The organism is Lacinutrix himadriensis, from assembly GCF_001418105.1.
Classification (GTDB): domain Bacteria; phylum Bacteroidota; class Bacteroidia; order Flavobacteriales; family Flavobacteriaceae; genus Oceanihabitans; species Oceanihabitans himadriense.
Window position 1 is genome coordinate 223,394 of sequence record NZ_LIQI01000012.1, and the last position, 25,501, is coordinate 248,894.

Below are 25,501 nucleotides of genomic sequence, written 5' to 3' on the forward strand. Positions count from 1 at the left end.
CTTTTTATTAATATTTTTCAAGTCTTAATCTCTAGACATAAAAATCTGTAACACATACCAAAATAATAGCATTAAAGATGCAAATAGACCTAACGAAGCAGGAATATATTGATCTACTGTATATTTATTGATAAGGTTAGATGTTTGGTATAAAATAGAACCACCAGCCAACAAACACATTCCAACAGAAAACCATAATCCTAGGTTAAACCCAAAAAGTGTTCCTGCTATAATTAAACCTATTGCAATAAAAAAGCCAATTGTTAAACCTGTTTTTAAAAACGAAAAATCTTTTTTAGTTACAAAAACGACAGCGGTTAAACCACTAAATAAAGATAAGGTTACAATTGCTGCTTGCTGTAATATTTCTGGACCAGAATCCATATAAAAAGCTGCCATATAAATCATTGGCACAAAGATAAATGCTTCGGCTAAAATGTATAATGCATAGGCTAAATATTGCTTGTTTTTATCTGGCGTCTTTAAAGCCATTTTTTCCGCATAATTAGTAATAAACATAAAACCTCCTAGCATAATTAGCCATTTAAACCCATCGGTCATGGATAATGCAAAATTTACAATAGTCTCGCTTTGCAATAATAAATATTCAAAAAGAATAAATACTAAAACACCACCAGCAACATGCGCATAGGTTTGTTTATAAAAAGCAACACGATCTACTTGTTCTAATGCTGCAACACGTACTTTGGGTTGTTCCTCTTGAAAAGGGTTTATATTTTGATTTTCCATAAATGTTTATTTTAATTTGAAAAGTAATAAAAAAAGAGACATCAAAATAAATTAATGTCTCTTTTTTATTACACGATATGTTTTAATTAATCTCTTCCTCCAAATACTTTAAGTGCCCAATATAATAAAGAAGCTAAAGCACCAATTGCAGCAACTAAATACGTTCTAGCAGCCCATTTAAGCGCATCTTCAGATCCTGCATACTCTTCTTGTGAAAGCATATTCTTATTTTTCAACCAAGCCAAAGCTCTGTTACTTGCATCATATTCCACAGGTAAAGTAATAAAGCTAAACAAAGTAGCAAAGCCCATAAATACTAGACCAGCAACGGCAACCCAGTAACCCATACCCATTCCTGCAGCTCCACCAAGAATTAATCCACCAATAACCAACCATTGTGACATACCAGAAGTTACACTAACTATTGGTACTAAGGCAGATCGCATACCTAAAGCACTATAAGCCTGTGCATGTTGTACTGCATGACCACATTCATGTGCTGCAACTGCTGCTGCTGCTGCATTGGCGTGATTGTAAACCACTTCACTTAAATTCACTGTTTTATTTTTTGGGTTGTAATGATCTGTTAATTGTCCCGGAGTAGAAATAACTTCCACATCTGTAATACCATGATCTGCAAGCATTTTTTCGGCAATCTCTCTACCGGTTAATCCGTTGCGTAAATGTACTTGTGAGTATTTCTTAAATTTTTTCTTTAATTGGTTACTTACCAACCAACTTACAAGCGCTATTGCTCCTATTAATATATAATATCCAATCATTTATTTTTTTTTAGTGTTTAAATATACTATTTGTATAGCAAAAAATAAGCCAAACATTCGTTAAGAAATTTTGTCAGTTTTTAAGGAAAATAAATGTAACTACTTGTTTTTTATTTCTTTCCCGAAAACGGAATTCTTCTCTCTTAAAACAAAAAGAAAAATTATTCTTGCAAATGAATAACCTCTATTACATAACTATTTTCAAAAATAACAATAAGATTTTCTCTTTTGGACTCAAAAAAACTTGGTGGTTTTCCTAAATAATACAGCAAGTGATCGCTTCCAGTAAGTGTAGAAGGGGATGCCGGTCCTAATAATGCAATAACCTCCTTTTTGGTTTTCCCAATCAGTAATTTACTTTCCAGAATATCTTCTGCCAACTTATATCGTGTAGTACGTTCGCTTCTCCATTGCTGTTCATTAAACCGTTCTTCAAAAAGTCCTATTAATGTGGTGCTAAGCACAAAAGCCACAAAGAAAAACAATCCGATTTTATCATTCCGCTTAAGTTTTAACCACATATTTTTATTCTGTACATTTAGTTTAGTGTCAATCTATTCCTTGATACGTGTTGCCTTTTGTGTTACAGTTACTGGATAATTAATAACCTCAGGAATTTCTTCACGCACGCCTCCACTTTTCCTTTAATATTTTTACAAAAAACACTATCTAAAAATCATTTTATCTTGCGCTTTCGCGGAAAAACAAAGAAGTAAAACGATGAGAAATGGAAGTCCTTTCATAATTAGTATTTTACTCTAAAATAAAAAAAAATGGATTCCCTCTTTCGAAAGAATCCATTAAAGATATAATACTTCAGATTTATTATCCTACAATATTTACAATTTTACCAGGAACTACAATTACTTTTTTAGGTGTTCTACCTTCTAATTGCGCGATGGTTTTTTCGTTAGACATTACTGCTTTTTCAATTTCATCTTTACTCAAATCCATTGGTAATTCGATAGTGAAACGCATTTTACCATTAAACGAAATCGGGTAATTCTTGCTACTTTCTACTAAATGACTTGCATCAAATTTAGGAAAAGCTACCGTAGCTATCGATCCTTCATTACCTAACTGACTATATAATTCTTCAGCAATATGTGGTGCATACGGAGAAACTAAAGCCAATAAAGGTTCTAGCACTTCTTTGCTGGTACATTTTTGTGCAGTAAGTTCATTAACCGCAATCATAAAGGTAGAAACCGAAGTATTAAAAGAGAAATTCTCGATATCTTCTTCTACTTTCTTTATGGTTTTATGTAATGTTTTTAAGTTGTCTTTTGTTGCAGCGACATCCGTAACGTTTAATCCGTTTTCACCAACATACAATTTCCATAGTTTTTTAAGGAAACCGTGAACACCTGTAATTCCGGCAGTATTCCAAGGTTTCGCTTGCTCTAACGGACCTAAAAACATTTCGTATAAACGAAGACTGTCTGCACCATACTGTTCGCAAATCGCATCTGGACTAACAACGTTGTATTTGGACTTCGACATTTTTTCGACTTCACGACCTACTTTATAAACACCATTTTCTAAAAGGAATTCTGCGTCTTTATAATCTGCGCCAAACTCCGCATCATTTTTTAAACTTTCAATATCTAATTCATCCGATGCATTCACGTATTGTACTTTTACGTGGATTGGAGCTACTTTTTTATCTTTAATTAAACCTTGAGAAAGGTATGTATTCGTTCCATCTTCACGATAAATAAAAGCACTAGTCCCAAGAATCATTCCTTGGTTAATAAGCTTTTTAAAAGGTTCCTCTACACCAACAAATGCTCTATCTTTTAAAAACTTCGTCCAAAAACGAGAGTATAATAAATGTCCGGTTGCGTGTTCGCTTCCACCAATATATAAATCTACATTTTCCCAATAGTTAAGTGCGTCTTCGCTAGCAAAGTCTTCTCCTCTTTTGGCTTTTTCTTCCATATAACTAAAGAAATACCAAGAGCTTCCTGCCCAACCTGGCATGGTGTTTAGTTCTAATGGGAATACGCCATTGTGTTGAGATGTCTCGACTTCGCTCGACATGACAAGATCATTAGAGACCACTTTATTATTTACAGTATCCCAAGCCCAAACATCTGCACGACCTAAAGGTGGCTCGCCTGTTTCGGTTGGTAAATATTTTTCTACTTCTGGTAATGTGATTGGCAAATGTGCTTTATCAATCATTTGCGGCATTCCATTTACATAGTATACTGGAAATGGTTCTCCCCAATAACGTTGTCTAGAAAATACAGCATCACGTAATCTGTAGTTTGTTTTTCCTTCTCCTTGACCCAATTGCTCTAAATCGTAAATAGCACGTTTAGACGCTTTTTTGTAGTTCATTCCGTTAAGGAAATCACTATTTGCAATCTTCACATTGTCTTTAGCAGCATACGCTTCTTCAGAAATATCTACACCTTCAAAAATATTAGGTATCGCAATATTAAAATGTTTTGCAAAGTCGTAATCCCTTTGATCACCACAAGGTACAGACATTACTGCTCCTGTTCCGTAACCCGCTAAAACGTAATCTCCAATCCAAATTGGAATTGGTTCTTTACTAAAAGGATGTTCTGCATAGGCTCCTGTAAATGCACCAGAAATGGTTTTTACATCTGCCATTCTATCGCGTTCGCTACGTTTTGCAGTTGCTAGAATATACGCATCTACTTCTGCTTTTTGCTCTGGAGTTGTGATTTGAGATACTAATTCGTGCTCTGGAGCTAAAGTCATAAAACTTACTCCGAAAATAGTATCTGGTCTTGTTGTGAAAACTTCAATAACTTCCTCATGATTATTCACGTTGAAAGTAACAGATGCTCCAACCGATTTACCAATCCAGTTACGTTGGCTTTCTTTCAATGAATCTGTCCAATCAATAGTATCTAAACCTTGCAATAAACGTTCTGCATATGCCGAAATTCGCATCGACCATTGCGTCATTTTTTTACGTAGTACAGGATGTCCTCCACGTTCGGAAACACCATTTACTATTTCATCATTTGCTAAAACGGTTCCTAAAGCAGGACACCAGTTTACTTCGGTTTCTGCTAAATAGGTTAATCTATATTTAAGAAGAATTTCTTCTTGTTCTTTTTGGTTGAAATTATTCCATGCTTCCGCTGTAAATACTTCGATATTATCATCGCAAACGGCGTTCACATTTGCGTTTCCTTCGGAAGCAAAAACAGCAATTAAACTTGAAATCTCTTCCGCTTTATTACTTTCATTATTATACCAAGACTCAAAAAGCTGAATAAAAATCCATTGTGTCCATTTGTAATATTCCGGACTAGAAGTACGCACTTCACGAGACCAATCGAAAGAAAAACCAATTTGATCTAACTGTCGTCTGTATGTTTTTATATTCGTTTCTGTAGTAACTGCAGGATGCTGACCGGTTTGAATAGCATATTGTTCTGCAGGCAAACCAAAACTATCATAACCTTGTGGATGCAATACATTAAATCCTTTATGACGTTTGTAACGCGCATAAATATCACTTGCGATATACCCTAATGGGTGACCAACATGCAATCCTGCTCCAGACGGATAAGGAAACATATCTAAAACATAATATTTTGGTTTCTCGCTAGTATTTGAGGCTTTAAACGTTTGGTTTTCTGCCCAATATTTTTGCCATTTGGCTTCAATAGTATTAAAATGGTATTGCATTTTTGTGTTTTATCGCTTAATGAAGGCACAAATTTAAACTTATTACAACACTATTAAAAGTTTAAACGTTATAATAATAAACGAATTAAAACTACTTAATTAGTTACGTAAATTAAGTTTCTAATAAAAAGATTCCCGATTTCTCAGGAAAGACATTTTATTTGAATTCAAAAGACTTGCATCTTTTAAAGTTTCTTTTCATTTTCTTTATTATTTTTACATCATTAACAAATCCTTTTTATGAGCGCATCTTTTGAAAAATACCAGAAACGTAAACTTATTTCATCTTACTTTTCGGTGGTATTAAGTATTGCTTTAGTCTTATTTTTATTAGGACTATTAGGTATGCTAATTCTTAATGCTAAAAAGGTTTCTGATCATTTTAAAGAGCAAGTGGTGGTAACTATTTACTTAAAAGATAGTGCAAAAGAGGTAGAGACAAAGCAATTGGAAAAGAGTTTGGCTTTAGCAGATTACGTAAAATCGACAGATTATGTAACCAAAGAACAAGCTGCTGCATCTATGAAAGCCGAAAATGGCGAAGATTTCATGGAGTTTTTGGGATACAATCCTTTACAAAATTCTATTGATGTGCATTTAAAAGCAGATTATGTAACCTCAGAACATTTAGAAGATATATCTAAAGAAGCATTAAATAAAAACTTTGTTGATGAAGTCCGTTATGATAATGACTTAGTCACTTTAATGAATAACAACGTTAAAAAAATAAGCTTTTGGGTTTTAATCCTAAGTGGTATTTTCACCTTAATTGCTGTACTATTAATTAACAGTTCTATTCGTTTGGCGGTTTATGCAAAACGATTTACCATCAAAACCATGCAAATGGTTGGTGCTACAAAACGTTTTATTCGCAGACCTTTTGTTTGGAAAAGTGTGCAATTAGGAATCATTGGAGCAATTATAGCCATGTTAGGAATGGCAGTGGTTTTATATTACTTAAACCTGACTTTCCCAGAACTAGACCTAATGCGTAACCCTATATTAATTGGCGCTCTATTTGCTGGTGTTTTTCTTTTAGGTATAATAATCACTTGGTTTTCTACTTTTTTCGCAACACAACGTTTCTTAAATTTAAAAACCGATCAGTTGTATTAATTTGCAATAAATCATGTATTTACACGTTGGTTTTATCACAACCAACCTTTAAGAATTATGCGTAAACTAATTCCTACTCTCTTTTTATTCTTTCTATTGACCTCTTGTATGGTTAAGAATAACTCATTAAAAAATACTGTAAAACAAAACATTATAGTTACTAAAATTACAGAAGGAGGTGTTAAGGACATTGTTTTTCATGATAGCGGTTCGGACTTCTACTATATAAATCGTGGGTTAGAAAACGGATTAAATTTAGATTCTCTTAACGCTAAAGTTTTAAATAAAACCGTTACTTTGCATCTAGCAAAATTAATTGGCGGCGCTACTTCAGAGCACATTGCCCAATTAACGCTAGGTGACGAAATTATTTACACAGAATTTAAATAAAATGGGAGAACAAAAACGTAAAGAAGAAACGAAAAGCGAATTTATTTTTGGTAGAAAAAACTATAAATTCATGTTTATTGGTTTAGCTTGTATTGCGCTAGGTTTTATTTTAATGTCTGGTGGTGGTAGCGATGATCCAAATGTTTTTAGTCCAGATATCTTTAGCTGGAGACGTATACGATTAGCACCAACTTTAGTACTTATTGGTTTTGGAATTCAGGTTTACGCTATTTTGTTAAATCCGAATAAAAGTAAAGATTCTAATTCTTAACTATTAATTTACAAGTACAAAATAACAATTGGTAATAGTATTTTAATACTTTTGCCAACATGAATGTTATAGACTCCATTATTTTAGGAATTATACAAGGATTAACAGAGTTTCTTCCTGTATCATCAAGTGGCCATTTAGAAATTGGTAAAGCCATACTAGGCGATAATTCGGTTCCAGAAGAAAGCCTACTATTTACCGTAGTATTGCACTTTGCAACTGCCTTAAGCACCATTGTTGTTTTTAGAAAAGACATCCTTAGTTTACTTAAAGGTGTTTTAAAATTCGAATGGAACGAAGATTTACAATTTGTATCAAAAATTGCACTTTCTATGATTCCCGCGGTTGTAGTAGGCTTGTTTTTTGAAAAACAATTAGAAGCACTATTTGGAGGTAATATTATGCTTGTAGGATGTATGCTAATAGTAACAGCAGCGCTACTCTTTTTAGCCGACAAAGCAAAAGACACCGATAAAAAAGTAAGTTTTAAAAATGCATTTGTGATTGGTATTTCGCAAGCAATTGCCATGTTACCAGGAATTTCTCGTTCTGGCGCAACTATTTCTACTTCTGTTCTTTTAGGAAACGATAAAACGAAAGCAGCACGTTTTTCGTTTTTAATGGTTGTTCCTTTAATTTTCGGAAAAATCGCTAAAGACCTTTTAAGTGGTGATTTAATTAATGAAACCCATAACTTAACATCACTTTCCGCAGGATTTATTGCTGCATTTATTGCAGGATTATTTGCTTGTACTTGGATGATTTCATTGGTAAAGAAAAGTAAGCTTTCGTATTTTGCTTACTATTGTGCAATTGTTGGTGTTATTGCTATCATTTATTCCGTTTTAAACTAATATGTTAACTGAAGAAGACTACAAATCCGGACAGGTTTTATTAATCGATAAGCCTTTAAATTGGACCTCTTTTCAAGTGGTAAACAAGCTACGTTGGAAGATTAGACAAACCTATAATATCAAAAAAATTAAAGTTGGTCATGCAGGAACTTTAGATCCTTTGGCTACTGGTTTACTTATTATTTGTACAGGGAAAATGACCAAGCAAATAGATACTTTTCAAGGTCAGATTAAAGAATATACAGGAACTATTGTTTTAGGAAGCACAACGCCTTCTTACGATTTAGAATCCGAAATAAACGAAACCTTTCCTATTGATCATATTACAAAAGATTTAGTAGAAGAAACTACAAAACAATTTACTGGGGAGATTGATCAATTTCCACCAATTTTTTCCGCATTAAAAAAAGACGGAAAACGTTTATACGAATATGCAAGAGCTGGTGAAGAAGTAGAAATACCATCTAGAAAAATTACTATCGAGACTTTTGAAATTACACGTTTTGAAAACAATGAAGTCGATTTTAGAGTGATTTGTAGTAAAGGAACGTACATTCGATCTTTAGCACACGATTTTGGAAAAGCGTTACATTCTGGAGGACATCTTTCGGTTTTAAGAAGAACCAAAATTGGCGATTACAATGTAGATAACGCCGTTAGCATCGAAGCTTTTATAGAAGAATTGGATTCTTAAAAAATCTATTTTTTCATTTTTAACGTATCTTTAAGTGCCACCACTTAATAAAATACGTTATTAACCTACATGCAATTTAGCAATAAACATAAAGCGATGTCTATTACGTTTCTTATCTCAGGAACGATAATTTTGGGTATGTTTAATTTTCATATTTTAAAACATACGGAAGAAGTTGCAGAAACCTTCTACGAAATAGAGCCTGAAAAGGAAATCACAGAAACCGAATTAGAAGAACAGGAAAAAACGGCTAAGGCCGAAACCAATCAAGCTTACAATCAAAACCAGAAAAGCAAAAGCCATGCATATTCTCAAAGAAGAATTGCGCCTCCAGAGGATTATGTAAGACCTGATTTAAGTCATTCGGATTATGGAATTTCTAAGAAAAAGGATATCTCAAAAAAAGAATCCAGTGTAGAAAAAGACGAATTAAACTCTTTTAGCAAAGTAAATGATGTGCTTAAAAAGCAACTAGAAGAAAACAATAATGCAAAAAGTTCTGTTAGTTATTCTTTAGTAAACCGAAAGCACAGATATTTGCCAACACCTATTTATTTATGCGAAGCTAGTGGTAAAATAGTAGTAAACATTACCGTAGATACTTCCGGAAAAGTTACCGGAACCTCTTACAATAATGCTTCCAACTCATCCAACAACTGTCTTATTAAACATGCTTTAGAATATGCTGAAAAAGCAAGATTTACTCGTAATTCTTCAGAAGGTGCACAAATTGGAACAATTACTTTTTATTTTGAAGGTAAAGAGTAATTCCTATATAAATTAAGGAGTAGTTTTATTAAAAACCCTCTCGTATGCACTCCTTCCTTTAGCTAAAGGAAGGTGTATTTTGTGCAAGCAAAATTCGGAAGGTTTGAAGTAAAAGAGCAAAGCGATTTTTAATTAAACACTTAATAATTCTACCAAATCATTAGCCGCATTTTGTCCTTTATCTTGATTGTACCAACGTTGTAAATCTTCTTTAAACTCTGGAGTTAGCATCCCATGTTTCGCTTTATAATCGTTAACTAATTGTGTTGCTCCACTTGGTCTTGGTCCAAAAGTATTTATCACTTCACCAGAAATATCATCAATCATAATTAATTTAGGTATCGATTTCCCTCCATTTGTTAGAAAGTTATTCATTAACGCTTCATTCTCATCACGCAATACCACTTTCACATTAATATTAGGATTTAATTCTGCCACTTTTTGCATAACAGGAACTACATGAGCAGCATCACCACACCAGCTTTCGGTAAGCACTAACCAAGTTATTTTTTTATCTATTTTTTCAACTCTTTCTTTAACAGCTTGATTAACCTTCAACGTTTTATCCCAACGTTTCATTCGTCTAGCATTAAGTTTTGTATACTCGATAAGGTTTTCGGCCTTCTCACTTCCAGTAGTATCTTCATTTTCAGCCAAATTTTTAATTAAGTCGGCATATTCTGTGTATGTAATACTTTTTTGTAAACTGTCTTTAATTATAGTGTTCATCTTCTTTATTTCTTCTAGTAAAAATAGTTACTTAACTATTTATAAATTATGACTTTTATCATAATCTATGTCTATCTTTATATCAAAAACTTACAAGTCCGTAATGGACATTTAACAAATGATTTTTTTTGTTATTAACGTTATAATGTTACTTACTTAAGTCGAATTCTAAAAAGGAAATGTAATGGAAAAACATAGATGTGGTTGGTGTGTTGGAGATGATTTATACGAAGCATATCACGATCACGAATGGGGAAGCCCTGTTTATGATGATGCAACACTTTTTGAATTTTTAATTTTAGAGACCTTTCAAGCGGGTTTAAGTTGGATTACTATTTTACGTAAACGGAACCACTTTTTTGATGCTTTTGATCAATTTGATTACAAAAAAATAGCGAATTACAAAGAAGACAAAGTACAGGAACTACTTGAAAATGCTGGAATAATTAGAAATAAATTAAAAGTAAGAAGTGCAATAACAAATGCTAAATTGTTTATGGACATCCAAAAAGAGTTTGGAAGTTTCAGCACCTATGTTTGGGCTTTTGTGGATGGAAAACCTATAAAAAACAAAGTTAAAAAGTACAAAGATGCGCCTGCAAATACGGCAATTAGCGATGCGTTGAGTAAAGATTTAAAGAAACGTGGTTTTAAGTTTGTGGGTTCTACAATTATGTATGCCTTTATGCAAGCTGTAGGTATGGTTAATGACCATGAAGCCAATTGTTTTAGGTATGATGAGGTATAGCGCAGAAACCGGTAAAATTTAAATAAAATAACTCCGAAAGCCGACATCTAAATTTGAGCTTTGGGAATTTAAAAGACTACTCCTATTATTATGCTTTTTGTTTAGCCTTGTATGGAATTAATTCTAATACTTTCTGCATCGCTTCAATTCTAGCCTGACTTTTTCTATTCGCTTTTATAATAATCCAAGGGGAGATTTCTGTATTTGTTTTTTCAAACATGATGTTTTTATAATCTGTATAAGAATCCCAAAGCTCTAATGCCTTTTGATCTACCTTACTAAATTTCCATTTTTTTATTGGACTAGATTTTATATCTGCAAAACGCTTTGCTTGTTCACTTTTTGAAATGGAAAAATAAAATTTTATAACTCTAGTTCCCGACTCAATCAGCATACGCTCAAAATCATTAACCTGGTTCATAAAAATATCATATTCTTTTTCAGTACAAAAGCCATTTACCGGTTCTACAACAGCACGATTATACCAACTTCTATCAAAAAACACCATTTTCCCTTTTCTAGGAAGCTTGTTTATATACCGTTGAAAATACCATTCTCCTTGTTCTTCTTCCGTTGGCTTTGGCAATGCAACCACTTTAAATTCACGAGGATTTAAATGTTCTGTAATACGTCTTATTGCTCCTCCTTTTCCTGCTGCATCTCGTCCCTCAAAAATAACAACTACTTTTTCCCCGCTATTTTCAACCCATTCTTGAAGTTTTCTGAGCTCTACTTGTAACTTTTTAAGCCTACTTTCATAGTTCAATAATCTAACTGCTTTTATAGCTGTCATATTCTCCTCTAATAAAAAATACTTCAAGCCTTTTTTGGTATTTAATCCTTTTAAGCTTTTATCTGATATTTTTGTCATATTAGTCAATTTGTTTAATCATTCTATGATAGCGTTGTACAATGTTTGGATCTGGTAGTGTGGTGGTTCCAGAGTTACCTTTTCCATCATAGTCAAATCTGGATAACACGTAACGAATACTCTCTAATCGGGCTTCCTTTTTATTATTTGTTTTTAATATTATCCAAGGACTAAAGGAAGTATGTGTTTTACCAAACATTTGCTCTTTGTAGTGCGTATATTTATTCCAAAGTTTTTGTCCTTCTTTATCCACTTCACTAAACTTCCATTGTTTTAAAGGATTTTTCAACCTAGATTCAAATCTTCTTTCTTGCTCATCTTTAGAGAGAGAAAACCAAAATTTTATAACCACAACTCCGTCTTCATAAAGCATATGTTCAAACTCTGTAACTTGCACCATAAACTTGTTGTATTCTTCTTCAGAACAAAATCCCATTACGGGTTCTACAACAGCACGATTATACCAACTTCTATCAAAGAAAACCAGTTCACCAGGATTAGGCAACTCTTTAATATACCTTCTAAAATACCATTGACCACGTTCTACATCTGTTGGTTTAGCCAGTGCTACAACGCGCATAGAACGCGGATTTAGATGTTCTGTAAACCTTCGTATTGTTCCACCTTTTCCTGCGGCATCTCTACCTTCAAAAAGAATACAAACACGTTTGTTATATTTTGCAACCCATTGTTGTAAATCTACCAACTCAGCTTGCAGTTGAAGTAATTGATTTTCGTAAGCAACAGAATCTATTAAACTTTTATATGCTTCGTCAGATAATTTATTACGAAGCAATGCCTTAAATTCTTCTTTATTATTACTTTTTTGAAAATCTTCTTGTGTTATCATATTATTAATTAAACATCTAAGTTCATAAAATTAGTTTGAATAAAAAATGATTATTATCATTTTAAGAACGACAAGAAATCGTCTCTAGAAATATCTTCTGCACCAAGGCTTTCTAGGTGACTGGTATATACTTGGCAATCTATCAATTTATAATTGGTGTTTTGTATGAAGGTTATAAAAGCCACTTTACTTGCATTACTAACATTGGTAAACATGCTTTCTCCGCAAAAAACACCATTGTTTAAATCTAAACCATACAATCCGGCAACGAGTTCTTCTTCTTGCCAAACCTCCACCGATTTCGCGTATCCTAATTCGTGTAGTTTAATATAGGCTTGCACCATAGCATCTGTTATCCATGTTCCCGATTGCCCATCGCGTTTTGCAAGAGAACAAGCTTTAATAACACCCATAAAATCCTGATTTACAGTAACCGTAAAATCTGATTTTTTAAGCACTTGTTTCATGCTTTTAGAAACTTTCAATTTTTTAGGAAACAATACAAATCTAGGATCTGGAGACCACCATAAAACTGGATCACCTTCATTAAACCAAGGGAATATGCCAGTTTTATACGCTAATAAAAGTCGTTCTACACTTAAATCACCACCAATAGCTAGCAAGCCTTCATCATCTGCTTCCTCAACCTTTGGAAATATTATATTTTGATCTAATACGTACATGGGATAAAAATAAAAAACCTCAATGACATTTGCCATTGAGGTTCTGTTTATTTCAACAAGAACACTTTAATAGTGCTCATTGTGACAATTTTTCACGGATTAAAAAGGTAAATCGTCGTGATCTTCTTCGTTTACATTTGCTGCTGGTTCAAAAGCATCTGCTGGTGGTACTGGAGGCATTTCACCAGAAGCACTTGCTGCTTGTGCTGCTTCAATTCTCCAACCTTGAATAGAGTTGAAATATTTAGTTTCTCCTTGTGGATTAACCCATTCTCTTCCTCTTAAATTAATGTTTACTTTAACAGCTTGACCTGCTTGGTAGTTGTTTAAAAGATCTGTTTTATCTTGCACAAACTCAACTAATATATGTTGCGGATATTGCTCATCTGTTGTTACTACTAATTCTCTTTTTCTAAACCCATTACTTCCAAAAGTTTGAGTTTCTCCAATCATTTTTACTTTTCCTTGTACTTCCATCTTCTATATAATTATTAAATATTCGTCTAATTTGATATCGCTAAGTTACGATAATAACATTTTCCATGCACTTTCTACATCATTAAAACTTAAAAAGTTTTTTGCTTTTTGGTGTTTTATTTCAGTTGATAAAGAACTTAAATTATGTTCGCTTTTAAAAGCCTGAACGCTTTTTTCTTCGGGTAAGTTTTCAACATTTCCCAACATACCTAAATCGTTCCCTGTTAATATGGTACTATTTTTAATTGCATCCGGTAAATTATCTACACCTATTCCTAAGGTAGAAAGCGGTTTAGGAATTTCGAAAAAACCAGTTTTTGCACGACTATAATAGCTTCCTCCTGCTCTTGCTACCAAATCTAAAAGTTCTTGATTAATAGATTGGTCTTCGTTTAAAACAGCTTCAGAGATATGTAGTTTTACTACTTCGCAAATCACTAAGTTTCCAGCGCCACCTTCGGTTCCTAATTTTACAATTTCATTTACTTTACATTCCAATTGTATTGGAGATTCTGCTACACGAAACGGTTTTACAATATCTGATGGCAACATGGTTAATCCTGATTTTTCAAACTCATTTACTCCTTCAGGATAATCTGTACTACTTAAAGACATTTGCTGAACTAAATCATAATTCACTACATTAATGACTACTTCTTTTGTAGCTTCGGCATTTTTAAGCGTATGCTTTATAGTATTGTCTCGCACTCTTCGTGCTGGCGAAAATATTAATATTGGCGGATTTGCACTAAACACATTAAAAAAACTAAAAGGCGATAAATTAGGATTACCAGCTGCATCTATAGTACTAGCAAAAGCAATAGGTCTTGGTGCAACGGCACTTAATAAATACCCATGCAGTTTTCCTGTTGTAAGCTCTTTTGGTTTAAATGATAACATGATATAGTATAATTTATACAAAAATAAGCCTTTTGACGCGCAACAAAAAACCTATTTACTAACAACTACACAATAATATTAACAGAATTGCATTATATTTAAAATTTAGATCCTGAAACAACTTCGGGTAGACTATTTAAAATATTTTCAAACTACACTATGGTTTTTCCAAAAAACAGAAATCTTATCCGATGGGTTATTATAATTGCGTCTTTTGCTATTATTTCCCTTATTTTATGGAACACGTATGTTTTCTTCCAGAAATTTAAAGCAGAAGAACGTGTTAAAATGGAAAACTGGTCTTTTGCTCAAAATGAATTTTTAAAAGTAGTGAGCGAACTTTCAACAGACGAAAATGCGTCCTCTAATTTAGACTTAACACTGAAAATTTTAAGTAGCAATAACACAACACCAATGATTGTTGTGGATAAAGATTCTGCTATCGTTACTTTTAATAATATCGGACAAGGGAAAAAATCGGATTCCCTTTTTGTTATAAAAAATGTAAAAAATTTAATCACACAATTTAGTGCTGAAAATGTACCTGTAGATGTAAATTATGAAGGTCAAATTCTTTACTACGGAAACTCGCCATTATTAAACAAACTAAAATATTACCCTTTAGCTTTATTATTAATAATTATTTTATTTGCTGCAGTAGTTTACTTTTTTTACCGAAGTAATAAAACAGCAATCGAAAATAAATTATGGTCAGGAATGGCTAAAGAAACAGCGCATCAAATTGGCACACCGTTATCTTCGCTAATTGGTTGGGCCGAAATTTTAAAAATAGAAAAGGTTAATCCAGAATATATTAAAGAAATTGAAAAAGATATTAGCAGGTTACAAACCATCACAGAGCGTTTTAGCAAAATAGGTTCTTTACCAAAATTAGAGAGAACAGATATTGTTGCCGAAACCTTAGCAACTACAGATTATTTAAAAACCAGACTCTCTAAACTAATTGATTTTGAGATAATTGTGCCAGAAAACAAAATTTTCGTAAATTTAAACAAACAGTTATATAGTTGGACTATTGAGAACCTAGTAAAAAATGGTATTGATGCGATGAAAGGAAAAGGAAAACTTAAAATTGAAATTTTACAATTAGAAAACAACATCAGTATAAATATTACAGATTCTGGAAAAGGATTAGCAAAAAATCAATTTAAAGATGTTTTTGAACCTGGTTACACTACAAAAAAAAGAGGTTGGGGTTTAGGTCTTTCTCTAGCAAAGCGTATTATTGAAGAATTTCATGATGGTAAAATTAAAGTGCTACAATCGGAAATAGGAAAAGGAACAACCATGCAAATTGCATTAAAGAGCATTTAAATATGGACGAAAAATGGATTACAATAAAAGAAGTCGACTTAATTAATAATTGTCCGGAATGCTACAATACCAATGGTTTAGAATTAACCTTTAAGCAAAAATTTACCGAAACATCACTTTATAAATCTATTACCAACCAAACGGCACAAGCAATATATTGTAAAACCTGTGATACCGATATTTTTCCTGTGATGTGGACCGAAGATATTGAGCGTGTTTTTGCGTATCAACAAAAAGCATTTGTACCTAAAAAAGCTTCTACCAAACTAAAGAATAAAGCCTGGTTACTTATTGCACTTTGTAGTGTGTTTGTTATTTCGGGAATTTTACTAGCAGTATACTACACCTATTTACCTGTAAAATAACGCATATACTTTGATTTTCTATTTTATCTGAACAAAAAAATAATGCCAATTAAATTGGTGTTACAAGTAAGACTGAATTGCTTTTGCTATATCCTGAAACTCTTGGGTAGATAATTTTTCTTTTTGCATAAATCGTGCGTCTTCCATAGTATTTAAAGGAATTAAATGCACATGTACATGAGGCACTTCTAAACCAATTACAGAAACACCAACGCGTTTACAAGCTACCGCTTTCTCTAAAGCAATAGCTACTTTACGCGAAAATTGCATTAAAGCCGTGTAGGTTTCTTCATCCAAATCAAAGATTTTGTCGACTTCCTTTTTAGGAATACAAAGTGTATGTCCTTTAGCATTGGGATTTACATCTAAAAACGCTAAAAAATCTTCGGTTTCCGCAACCTTATAACAAGGTATTTCGCCTTGAACAATTTTTGTAAATATAGAAGCCATAAAAAAAGGTTATATCTGTAAATATAAAAATTCCTATTTAAAACCGAATCGTTTTTCAGTTTTAAATAGGAATCTTCATGTTTTGTTATGCCTTACTGTCATTTTGAGCGTAGTCAAAAAATCTAGTAAATTAAGAATATAGACTTCTCCACTTTGGTCGAAATGACATTATTTCTTAGACAAATTTCACACGATGATTTATCTAGAAATTTCAATAATATCAAACTTCATAATACCACTAGGCACTTGTATTTCGGCAACATCACCAACAGCTTTACCTAACAAGCCTTTACCAATTGGTGAGTTCACAGATATTTTACCTGAAGCTAAATCTGCTTCACCATCTGCAACCAAAGTATATAGCATTTCCATACCATTGGTTTGGTTTTTTATTTTCACTTTAGAAAGCACCAAGATTTTAGAATTATCCATTTGAGACTCATCAATAACACGAGCACCAGCAAGCTGATCTTCTAATTTAGAAATACGCATTTCTAGCATACCCTGTGCTTCTTTTGCTGCATCATATTCTGCATTCTCACTTAAATCTCCTTTATCTCGAGCTTCAGCAATTGCTCTAGAAGCCTTTACGCGCTCAACATCTTTAAGTTGTTTAAGCTCTGCTCTTAATCTTTTTAATCCTTCTGCTGTATAATAAGATACTTTACTCATAACTTCTTCGTTTATTAAATAAAAGATGCTGAAATAATCTTAGACAATGCGCTGTTTAAGAGTTCAGCATAAAAAAATCTCGCATACACGAGATTGTACTACAAAAGTACAAAATTTTTAATTACATATTGAAAATTGTACTTAAAAGAACTTTACCTCTGACAAGTATTTTAAAAATTAAAATGCCTTGAGGAAAGATACAAAATATTTAATTCAAAGTACATTTTTTGTACCTTGCTAAACAAAAAAAAACACCTGATGAAAAAGCTGATTTTAACAGTAGCAACAAGCTTTTTACTACTTGCTTGTAGTAAAAGTGATAACGATAATTCCAATTGTAATTTTTTAATTGATGTAAATGTAAATTATCTTGTCTATTTAAGTTTTCAACCGAATCTTAACCAAACACAATTTCCAGTTCTAATAGATGCAGAAGGTGTTGGTAATGGTGGTGTTGTTGTTATGAAAACTATAGGAAACAACTATGTTGCTTGGGACAATGCAGATCCTAGTCACCAATTACAATCCTGTTCTATTATGACATTACAAGGAACTACTGTGACCTGTAATTGTGAAGATGAAAACAAATACGATCTTAATACTGGATTACCTTTAACAGAAAATTTAGGCTGTACTTTAAAACCATATTTTGTTGAAAAAAATGGGGACGTCCTGAGAATCTATAATAATTAGGGAAAGTTTTAAAGCTTGAAAAAAGCTTCTCTTATATAAACTAGTCCATTCATTTATTTCAACCAACAAATTACAAAGAACTTCAACAATTGCATAATCCTTTTTTAAGCAAAAAGTACTAAATTATTCATTTAGTACTTTTCTATTTAAACAACTTTTAAAGGAGAGTATTTATCTTGTAAGAGATACTTATTTTTAAATAGATACAAAAGAATAGATATTGGCAAAATAATTATGCTGATTATTTTTAACAATGATCTTTTTAATAAATCTACTACTTGAAGATTAGTATCAGTAGTATTATCTATAGATAAATTAAAAATCATTTTCCCAAACGTTATCCCTTTATTAAAAACATCAAACAATATCATATAAAAATAAAACGATAAAATCATAAAACTAAAACTCAGCTTTATTTTGGTTTCAAATAAAGTTAATTCCGTTATTTCAAATGATAGCGAAAGCATATCATCAAGTATTTTATAAATAAAACTTACAATAACAAAATCAATCAAAAATGCCAAAAATCTCTTTAAATAAATATCCTTCATAGTTCTGATTATAATTTAGGTAAAACAATATACTCTAAATCTAGAATTTCTCCAGTTTTCACATCTATATTGTATAACCCATCTTTTACTTTTATGACATAGTTTTCATGCAGCACTTCTGAAGAATTCTTAATTTGTATCTGCTTTGGCAGCTCTTTTCCAAGTACATTCTTCAAAGGATTTTGTTTCCCTGCATAAATACACACTCCTCGAACACAACAATTAATTATAGAGAATTCAATTTCAATTCCAACACCAGTTGTTAATGTGATACTAAACTCCTTGCATCCATTCCATGGCCAAATTGCAATTTTTGAATCTTGATTTTTATCAGCTGCAAGAAATGATAAATCTGTTGTGCTAAATGCTTTTTTATTATCTAATTCTTCTTGCCCATAACTTATATTAAAAAAAATAAAGTTAATATACAAAGAACAAATGGTTTATTAATATTTTTCATAATTCTAAAATTTTAAACCAGTTTTTTTATAGTATAACTGGTTGATTAAACATTTTTTTTTAGAAGTCTTAAATTTTAGAAGCCTTTTAATTAGAAGTCTTTTTAGAATAATTAATTCTTAGATAATAATAAAACTTGCGCAAGTCATTATTGTTCGAACTTAGGTCAATATTTTTCAAGAGTGACTTCTAAACAACTCTTTTATAGCATTGACTGATCAAACCTAATAATAAAAAAATAAAAAAACTAATTTTATATAGAAAATATTCTATATATTTTGTATCTTAGACTTGGGAATAAATTAATTGATTATAAGTGTTGATTAATTGGAAAGCCATTCTTTAATTAGAATGGCTTTTTTTTGCCTAGAATAAACCATCCGTTTTTTATTACATAACTTTTAAATGAATAGGTATAACTAAAAAAATCTCCAACATGTATGTTGGAGAGTTTTTTTTTATAGTTTCTGAAACAATTCAGAATAACAATTTATAATCTTAGGTTTTAAAATTTCAGCGTAGCACCTACTAAAAAATTTCTAGTTGCTTGCGGATAATATCCTGTTCCTTCTATTGTTGTCGTTACATCCGGAGCAGACCAAGTATCATCATAGGTATAATAATAACCGTTAGATATATATTTTTCATTAAAAATATTATTCACTAAAGCAGAAAAAGTAATGGATTTCACAAATGCTTTGGTATCTATTTTATAAGACACATTAAAATCATTTACAAAATAACTATCTAATTTAGATGCCGCACTATCTGTGTTTCCCATAAATTGCTCACCAACATACTTCGTTAACAAAGAAAAATTAAGATTGTTTACTGGGTTAAACATTAATGCATTAGACAGCACTACTTCTGGAGAAAAGGAAATGTTTGTTTTTCCTAAATCGGTTAAACCACCATCTCTTGAAACCACCGTGCTTTTATTTTTATTAGAACTCACTGTTATTGCAGGCTGAATAGTTAACCATTCTAAAGGCTTTACTGCAGCTTCAATTTCTAAACCTAATCGATAACTTTCCCCACTATTGGTACGTATTGGGTTACCAACATTATCTCTATCTCCTGTTAAAATTAACTGTTCATTGTACAGCATATAATACAAGTTGGTGTTGATACTAAACACTTCTGATTGGTGTCTGAAACCCAATTCAAAATCATTTAACTGTTCTGGCTTAACGGTTTCGTTGTTTTCAAAATCATCTCTGTTTGGTTCTCTATTTGCTCTAGCATAAGAAAAATAAATGTTGTTATTGGTATTTAACTCATAAGTAATTCCTGCTTTCGGATTGAAAAAACTATAACTCTCATCTACTCTTAAAGCAACTCTATCTGATGTTAATCCTGTAGTTTTGTAATCCACTAAGCGCATTTGTAAATCTCCAAAAAGACTAAGCTTATCATTTAATTTAACGGTTGCTTTTGTAAAGAAACTTAGGTCTTCTTTCTTTCCGTTTCCATCATAATACGTATCATTTATTTCGCTAGAACTTGCATTTCTTGCCCAAATGATTTCACCAAAATGATCTCCATCATAACTACTATACGATCCTCCAAAGATCATATCTAGTTTATTTTTCTTAAAATTAGCATTCGCATTTACCACATAGAAATCATTGTCTAACCAACGTCTTCTTATTAAATCTGTAGAATTAATAGTTTCACTACCAACAGTTATTTCCTCTAAATCATAATCTTCAAAATCTTGATCTTCTTTGTATTGCTCAAAATAACCATTACCATGCGTATAGTTTAAACTTAAATTAGTAGACCAATTATTGTTTATTCTTTCTGTATAATGCAATTGGTAATGATCTTGTTGGTAGTTGTCTTCTTCATTTTTATGAAAACGCGTATTACCAGCTTCGTCAGTATACATTCCTGCAGTGTTAAACGTTCTATCGTCTTTTAAAAGATCTAAATCTTCCAAACCATTCCAAGATTGATAGGTAACTTCGTGACCACTAAACGTGATTGCTTTTATTAAACGATTATCATCTACATAAGCACCTTGTAAGAAATACGATTTTAAATCAGAGCTTGCTCTATCGATATAACCATCGGATTTTATTTGCGATAAACGCCCAGCGATTTCAAAATGATTATTTAGTTTTCCTGTACTAAACTTCACGTTGTGCTTTCTAGTATTATAGCTTCCGAAGGAATTAGAAATTTCGCCATTTGCAACTTCTGAAACTGCATCTGTAAGCACATTAATACTTGCTCCAAAAGCACCAGAACCATTGGTAGATGTACCAACACCACGTTGCAACTGCAGACTTTCTACAGAGGAAGCGAAATCACCAAGGTTTACCCAAAAAGTTCCCAACGATTCGGAATCGTTATACGGAATACCATTTAGCGTAATATTGGTAGATTGTGCATTAATTCCACGAACACGAATGTAAGTATAACCAACTCCTGCTCCAGCATCTGTGGTTGTAACTACAGACGGTAAGAAGTTTAACAAAACAGGAATGTCTTGTCCTAAATTTCGCTTTTCAAGATCTTCTTTACTTACGTTGGTGTGGGTAATTGGTGAAGTTGCGTTTACGCGAACGGCTTTAATTAAGACTTCATCTAGTTGTTCTAGTTTTGTAGAGTCTTGTGGTTTTTCTTGTGCGTTTGCACAGACGGTTAACACTAAAAGTGTTAAAAAAAGAAATAGGTTTTTCATTACGATTATGTTTTATAATCGAATAAAAAGAGGTAATTATTCTTTAGTTATTAATTGATTTATTTTGTGAGATGCTTCGACAAGCTCAGCATGACACAGTAACACAAATTTGTGTTACGATTTTCCTAAACAGCATTACCTGTTCTAGGTTCAATGGGTATGATCTCAGCCGTTATAAGTTAAAAATCGAAATGATTACTAACTCTAAAAAGCACCCCTTTTTTGAGAACGCTGCAAATGTAATTAAGAATGAATAATTAACAAGCAATAATCCATAATTTTTTAATCGATGTTTGGTTTTTTTCTATTGGCTTTCTTTTCCGAATTAGAACGTTTTGATTTTAAGCGTTTTATTTTTACTGCTCTAGGAATTTTAGTTGGTTTTCGCTTTTTAGGCACGATCAAACCTTCCGCGATCATTTGAAGAAATCTTTTTATAGCTATTTGTTTATTCTTATGCTGACTTCTACTTTCGCCACATTGTAGAAGGAGAACATTTTCTTTGGTAAGCCTGGAATGCAATTTGCTTTTTAAACGCTCTTTTTGTTCTTCGTTAAAAGCCTGAGAAGCTTCTAAATTAAAGGTTAATTCTATTTTTGAAGACACTTTATTTACATGTTGCCCTCCTGCTCCAGAACTTCGTATTGCTTTATAATTTAACTCGCTAATTAACTGCTTTTCACTAAACATTACTCGTTAATTTGATGTGTCGCTTTTAATAAGTCTGTAACCGTTTTCACAGGATTAAAAGTAATTAATGGAACTTCTACAAAAATGGTGTTCCAATGCGCCATAGATCCATTCCAAAGTCCAGGAAGCTCTAAAGCTTTTAAGTCTTTTCCTGTTTTTGTTTTCATGGTAATAAATGCTGTTTTTGGATCAACATATTTATTAAGATCAAACTTTTCTCCTTTATAATTTTTAATACCGCAAACAAGATCTACAGGATTAAAATGTGTTGCATTTTTTAATATTCTTTTTTGTGATTTATTCTTTTTATCAATTTGAGCAGACTCTACAATTTGCAATGAAATGTTTCCGCTTTCGCCTTTAATCCAAAATGGCCCTCCTCCTGGTTCTCCTTCATTTTTCACCATCCCGCAAACGCGAATTGGTCTATTTAATTTTTCTCTTAAATATTCTATTTGATAGGTTTTTGAATATTTTTCAAATTCTATATTAATAACAACATGCAACTTGGTTTTTAAAAATTCGGCAATGGTTATGAGTTCTTTTTCCGAAAGGTCATTTTCTTCCAGTTTATGTAAATAAGCAAACGCTTTTTCTTGCAATTCAATTAACAAACCACCCAACATTTTCTTAGATTCTGCAACTTCATTTTCGTATTTAGAAACTACAACATTATCTATGTTTTTAATAAAAATAACATCGGCATCTAATTGATTTAGATTATTTAAAAGTGCGCCATGACCAGAAGGTCTAAACAGTAATTTACCATTATCTTCTCTAAAAGCTTCATTTTTTGGTGTTACTGCAATGGTATCTGTAGATTGGCATTGGTAAGAAAATGAAATATTGAATTTAGTCTTCGTTTTTGCCTCCACAATTTCTTCAATACGTTTAAATTCCGCATCAAAAATATTTTTGTGTTTTTCTGAAATAGTAAAGTGTAATTCGGCTTCATTATTAGAAGATGCATAAAGTGCTGCTTCAAACAAATGCTCTTCAAAAGCTGTGGAAACATGATCTTTATATTGATGAAAAGGAAGCAGTCCTTTTGGGTAGAAACCATAATTAAGCTTATCTGTTTCTAAAATGATTTTAATAAATTCTAATTTTTTTTCATCCTGAGAAAGGGAATTAAAATTCGGAATTAACTCATTTACTTTAGAAAGCGCTTGATCATAAAAAGGAAGTTTTTCAACACCTACTAAAAACAAAGACAACTCGGAAGCTTTATTTCTATTGATATATGAATTTACACTTTCGTGATTGGCATCATATTCTTGTATAAATTGAAACAAAAATTTAAACATTCTTGTGGCTGCTCCAGAAGCTGGAACAAACTTTAGGATTGCTTTTTCGTTTCTTTTATTTTCAAAAAACTTAATGGCTTGGTTTTTTTCTGTTTCAGAAAACTTTAAAATACCATTGCCAATATTTGCAGCATCTTTTAAATTCACAAACGGAACTCCTGTTTTAAAAAGTTGTATTTGCGCATTAACTTTATCAACAGTTAAGTTTTTAGATGCTATTTGTTTTATATCTTTTTCTGTAAATTCCACTTCTTTCTTTTTAACAATTCATCTATATGTTTTACAGCTATCTCCAAACGCGTTTTCTTATCTCCTTTGAGCAAAACATAAGGTCTATTATACTTTATTAAAGTCTCTTGAAAAGCTTGAAACATACTTAAACGTTCTTCTGGTTTATCTCGTAAATCATCTGCTTCCCAAGGCGTGTCAATATACGTTAAAAAGTATACATCATATTTATTTTCTAACGCATATTTTTCAAGATAAGGATCACAAACCCCTGAATAATACGTTTCTGAATACACTTTGGTTTCTAATAAATCGGTATCACAAATTAAAACAGAATTGGTTTTTTTAGCCAAATCATTCTCTAATTTCATTTGTCCTATAGCAATTGGCAACAAGTCTTTTGGCTCACAAGTCTTACGTTCTTCATTCCATTTATCTTGCAGGTATTCTCTAGCGAATTCTGGTGTCCAAACCGAATTATAATGACGCGCCAATTCTTTTGACAAGGTTGTTTTTCCTGTAGATTCAGGACCAAAAAGCACTACTTTTACACAGTCACTTGGTTGTTGTCTAAGCTTTTCTTCCATGCTAAATATCCTAAAATTGCTATAAATGTAAATCCTAAATACTGAAAACTGGTAAAGGTAAATCCTTTATAAAAATACAAAGGAATAGAAATGATATCACCAATAATCCAGTAAATCCAGTTTTCTATTTTACGCTTAGCCATAAGCCACATACCAACAAAAAATATCGCTGTAGTTATGGTATCTACATAAGCAACCCAGCCGTTCCATTTATCAAATGTTTTATAAATACTAAAAACAAAAACTAGTGTTGCTAAAAAGATGGCTACGCTTATTTTTTTTTCCTTTTTGGTCGTTCTAGAAATTTGTGTTACATGACTCGCGTCCACTTTACGTGTCCAAATATACCAACCATAAACACTCATAATAAAGTAATAAGCGTTAATCATCATATCTCCTAAAAGTCCCCATTTTAACAATAAATACACAAAAATGCAGGTACTTATCATTCCTGTTGGAAAAACTAAAATATTGTTTTTTCTAGAAAACCATACCGAAAGAAACCCAAAAATAACGGCAACAATCTCTAATACAACATCTAGTGTTTGGTAGTCTGAATATTGACCGAATAAAAAATCAAAAATGAGGTTCATAGTCGCTTCTATTTGTTTTAACCACTTTCATTGTTAGTACAGAAATACCTACCTCTTCAAAAGAACGTTTTATTTCTTTATTTAAAAAAGGCATCAACGTATCATAATCTCCAAATATTTGGGTGCTTAACGGATTCTCTAAAACCTTAAATGGGGAGTTTCGTAATGCTTTTATAAAATTAATAACATGTTTTTCATAATCATCCTGTAAAGGAGAAAGCGTTAAGTCTACAGATATTTCCATATTTATTTCCCATAATAATGGGCGTTTTTTTATTAAACATTAATTTTATACCGACTTCTATTTCACGCTGTCGGGAA

At 32.0% G+C, this 25,501-nt stretch carries 30 protein-coding genes; 10 read left to right on the top strand and 20 right to left on the bottom strand.

What is annotated here, in order from left to right:
- Nucleotides 1-24: 24 nt before the first annotated feature.
- The 4 genes from AMD28_RS03220 to leuS all read right to left on the bottom strand — a co-directional run bounded on the left by AMD28_RS03220 (nt 25) and on the right by leuS (nt 5,210).
- Nucleotides 25-750 carry a Bax inhibitor-1/YccA family protein gene (locus AMD28_RS03220; protein WP_055442715.1) on the bottom strand — a complete coding sequence of 242 codons (726 nt, stop codon included), beginning with the start codon at nt 748-750 and terminating at the stop codon, nt 25-27.
- A gap of 86 nt (nt 751-836) precedes the next feature.
- Nucleotides 837-1,532, bottom strand: a complete 696-nt coding sequence (locus AMD28_RS03225; protein WP_055442716.1) for a zinc metallopeptidase — start codon at nt 1,530-1,532, stop codon at nt 837-839.
- Between the two features lie 161 nt (nt 1,533-1,693).
- Nucleotides 1,694-2,053, bottom strand: coding sequence for a hypothetical protein (locus AMD28_RS03230; protein ID WP_152975531.1), 360 nt, complete (start codon nt 2,051-2,053; stop codon nt 1,694-1,696).
- 304 nt (nt 2,054-2,357) lie between these two features.
- Complete coding sequence (gene leuS / locus AMD28_RS03235) at nt 2,358-5,210, bottom strand: leucine--tRNA ligase (RefSeq protein WP_055442718.1); 2,853 nt, start codon at nt 5,208-5,210, stop codon at nt 2,358-2,360.
- A gap of 240 nt (nt 5,211-5,450) precedes the next feature.
- Between leuS and AMD28_RS03240 the strand changes: the two genes are divergently transcribed.
- The 6 genes from AMD28_RS03240 to AMD28_RS03265 all read left to right on the top strand — a co-directional run bounded on the left by AMD28_RS03240 (nt 5,451) and on the right by AMD28_RS03265 (nt 9,303).
- A complete protein-coding gene (locus tag AMD28_RS03240) occupies nt 5,451-6,326 on the top strand; it encodes a cell division protein FtsX (protein ID WP_055442719.1) in 876 nt (291 codons plus the stop codon).
- Between the two features lie 57 nt (nt 6,327-6,383).
- On the top strand, nt 6,384-6,716 hold the full coding sequence (locus tag AMD28_RS03245) for a hypothetical protein (RefSeq protein ID WP_152975532.1): 333 nt from the start codon (nt 6,384-6,386) through the stop codon (nt 6,714-6,716).
- 1 nt (nt 6,717) lies between these two features.
- A complete protein-coding gene (locus tag AMD28_RS03250; RefSeq protein WP_055442721.1) occupies nt 6,718-6,987 on the top strand; it encodes a DUF3098 domain-containing protein in 270 nt (89 codons plus the stop codon).
- Between the two features lie 59 nt (nt 6,988-7,046).
- Nucleotides 7,047-7,841: an undecaprenyl-diphosphate phosphatase gene (locus AMD28_RS03255; protein ID WP_055442722.1), complete on the top strand. Its 795-nt coding sequence runs from the start codon at nt 7,047-7,049 to the stop codon at nt 7,839-7,841.
- A 1-nt stretch (nt 7,842) separates the two neighbouring features.
- Nucleotides 7,843-8,535, top strand: coding sequence for a tRNA pseudouridine(55) synthase TruB (gene truB, locus AMD28_RS03260; RefSeq protein ID WP_055442723.1), 693 nt, complete (start codon nt 7,843-7,845; stop codon nt 8,533-8,535).
- Between the two features lie 69 nt (nt 8,536-8,604).
- Nucleotides 8,605-9,303, top strand: coding sequence for a hypothetical protein (locus AMD28_RS03265; protein ID WP_241492429.1), 699 nt, complete (start codon nt 8,605-8,607; stop codon nt 9,301-9,303).
- Between the two features lie 132 nt (nt 9,304-9,435).
- Here AMD28_RS03265 and AMD28_RS03270 read toward each other — a convergent pair whose 3' ends face one another.
- Nucleotides 9,436-10,032 carry a thioredoxin family protein gene (locus AMD28_RS03270; protein WP_055442725.1) on the bottom strand — a complete coding sequence of 199 codons (597 nt, stop codon included), beginning with the start codon at nt 10,030-10,032 and terminating at the stop codon, nt 9,436-9,438.
- A 184-nt stretch (nt 10,033-10,216) separates the two neighbouring features.
- On the opposite strand from AMD28_RS03270, the gene AMD28_RS03275 reads away from it, so the two are divergent.
- A complete protein-coding gene (locus AMD28_RS03275) occupies nt 10,217-10,780 on the top strand; it encodes a DNA-3-methyladenine glycosylase I (RefSeq protein ID WP_055442726.1) in 564 nt (187 codons plus the stop codon).
- Nucleotides 10,781-10,868: 88 nt separating this feature from the next.
- On the opposite strand, the gene ppk2 (AMD28_RS03280) is transcribed toward AMD28_RS03275, so the two are convergent.
- From ppk2 (AMD28_RS03280) to AMD28_RS03300, 5 genes are all read right to left on the bottom strand, one after another.
- Nucleotides 10,869-11,651, bottom strand: coding sequence for a polyphosphate kinase 2 (gene ppk2 / locus AMD28_RS03280; RefSeq protein ID WP_055442727.1), 783 nt, complete (start codon nt 11,649-11,651; stop codon nt 10,869-10,871).
- 1 nt (nt 11,652) lies between these two features.
- Entirely contained in the window at nt 11,653-12,501 is an 849-nt protein-coding gene (gene ppk2 / locus AMD28_RS03285) for a polyphosphate kinase 2 (protein ID WP_055442728.1), read from the bottom strand.
- 56 nt (nt 12,502-12,557) lie between these two features.
- Nucleotides 12,558-13,184 (bottom strand): leucyl/phenylalanyl-tRNA--protein transferase, encoded by a 627-nt coding sequence (gene aat / locus AMD28_RS03290; protein ID WP_055442729.1) that lies wholly within the window; start codon nt 13,182-13,184, stop codon nt 12,558-12,560.
- 99 nt (nt 13,185-13,283) lie between these two features.
- On the bottom strand, nt 13,284-13,661 hold the full coding sequence (locus AMD28_RS03295; protein WP_055442730.1) for a DUF3127 domain-containing protein: 378 nt from the start codon (nt 13,659-13,661) through the stop codon (nt 13,284-13,286).
- 45 nt (nt 13,662-13,706) lie between these two features.
- Nucleotides 13,707-14,561, bottom strand: coding sequence for a flavin reductase family protein (locus AMD28_RS03300; protein WP_055442731.1), 855 nt, complete (start codon nt 14,559-14,561; stop codon nt 13,707-13,709).
- A gap of 159 nt (nt 14,562-14,720) precedes the next feature.
- Here AMD28_RS03300 and AMD28_RS03305 point away from each other — a divergent pair, with 159 nt between their 5' ends.
- Entirely contained in the window at nt 14,721-15,896 is a 1,176-nt protein-coding gene (locus AMD28_RS03305; RefSeq protein ID WP_055442732.1) for a sensor histidine kinase, read from the top strand.
- 2 nt (nt 15,897-15,898) lie between these two features.
- Nucleotides 15,899-16,261 carry a hypothetical protein gene (locus AMD28_RS03310; RefSeq protein WP_055442733.1) on the top strand — a complete coding sequence of 121 codons (363 nt, stop codon included), beginning with the start codon at nt 15,899-15,901 and terminating at the stop codon, nt 16,259-16,261.
- Nucleotides 16,262-16,321: 60 nt separating this feature from the next.
- Here AMD28_RS03310 and AMD28_RS03315 read toward each other — a convergent pair whose 3' ends face one another.
- Nucleotides 16,322-16,711, bottom strand: coding sequence for an HIT family protein (locus tag AMD28_RS03315; protein ID WP_055442734.1), 390 nt, complete (start codon nt 16,709-16,711; stop codon nt 16,322-16,324).
- A gap of 198 nt (nt 16,712-16,909) precedes the next feature.
- Complete coding sequence (greA, locus tag AMD28_RS03320) at nt 16,910-17,383, bottom strand: transcription elongation factor GreA (RefSeq protein WP_055442735.1); 474 nt, start codon at nt 17,381-17,383, stop codon at nt 16,910-16,912.
- 258 nt (nt 17,384-17,641) lie between these two features.
- Here greA and AMD28_RS03325 point away from each other — a divergent pair, with 258 nt between their 5' ends.
- Complete coding sequence (locus AMD28_RS03325) at nt 17,642-18,076, top strand: Rieske (2Fe-2S) protein (protein WP_055442736.1); 435 nt, start codon at nt 17,642-17,644, stop codon at nt 18,074-18,076.
- Nucleotides 18,077-18,222: 146 nt separating this feature from the next.
- Here the strand turns inward: AMD28_RS03325 and AMD28_RS03330 are convergent, their stop codons facing one another.
- The 8 genes from AMD28_RS03330 to AMD28_RS03365 all read right to left on the bottom strand — a co-directional run bounded on the left by AMD28_RS03330 (nt 18,223) and on the right by AMD28_RS03365 (nt 25,424).
- On the bottom strand, nt 18,223-18,627 hold the full coding sequence (locus tag AMD28_RS03330; protein WP_055442737.1) for an RDD family protein: 405 nt from the start codon (nt 18,625-18,627) through the stop codon (nt 18,223-18,225).
- Nucleotides 18,628-18,635: 8 nt separating this feature from the next.
- A complete protein-coding gene (locus AMD28_RS03335) occupies nt 18,636-19,058 on the bottom strand; it encodes a hypothetical protein (RefSeq protein WP_055442738.1) in 423 nt (140 codons plus the stop codon).
- Between the two features lie 533 nt (nt 19,059-19,591).
- Nucleotides 19,592-21,775, bottom strand: coding sequence for a TonB-dependent receptor (locus AMD28_RS03340; RefSeq protein WP_055442739.1), 2,184 nt, complete (start codon nt 21,773-21,775; stop codon nt 19,592-19,594).
- 282 nt (nt 21,776-22,057) lie between these two features.
- A complete protein-coding gene (arfB, locus tag AMD28_RS03345; protein ID WP_055442740.1) occupies nt 22,058-22,465 on the bottom strand; it encodes an alternative ribosome rescue aminoacyl-tRNA hydrolase ArfB in 408 nt (135 codons plus the stop codon).
- Nucleotides 22,465-24,021 carry a DUF4301 family protein gene (locus tag AMD28_RS03350; RefSeq protein WP_055442741.1) on the bottom strand — a complete coding sequence of 519 codons (1,557 nt, stop codon included), beginning with the start codon at nt 24,019-24,021 and terminating at the stop codon, nt 22,465-22,467. Before AMD28_RS03350 ends, arfB begins: the two co-directional genes overlap by 1 nt.
- Complete coding sequence (locus AMD28_RS03355) at nt 23,997-24,587, bottom strand: AAA family ATPase (protein ID WP_055442742.1); 591 nt, start codon at nt 24,585-24,587, stop codon at nt 23,997-23,999. Before AMD28_RS03355 ends, AMD28_RS03350 begins: the two co-directional genes overlap by 25 nt.
- Nucleotides 24,548-25,180 (bottom strand): nicotinamide riboside transporter PnuC, encoded by a 633-nt coding sequence (gene pnuC, locus AMD28_RS03360; RefSeq protein ID WP_055442743.1) that lies wholly within the window; start codon nt 25,178-25,180, stop codon nt 24,548-24,550. The genes AMD28_RS03355 and pnuC overlap by 40 nt, the downstream gene beginning before the upstream one ends.
- Nucleotides 25,164-25,424, bottom strand: coding sequence for a hypothetical protein (locus AMD28_RS03365; protein WP_055442744.1), 261 nt, complete (start codon nt 25,422-25,424; stop codon nt 25,164-25,166). The genes pnuC and AMD28_RS03365 overlap by 17 nt, the downstream gene beginning before the upstream one ends.
- Nucleotides 25,425-25,501: the final 77 nt, after the last annotated feature.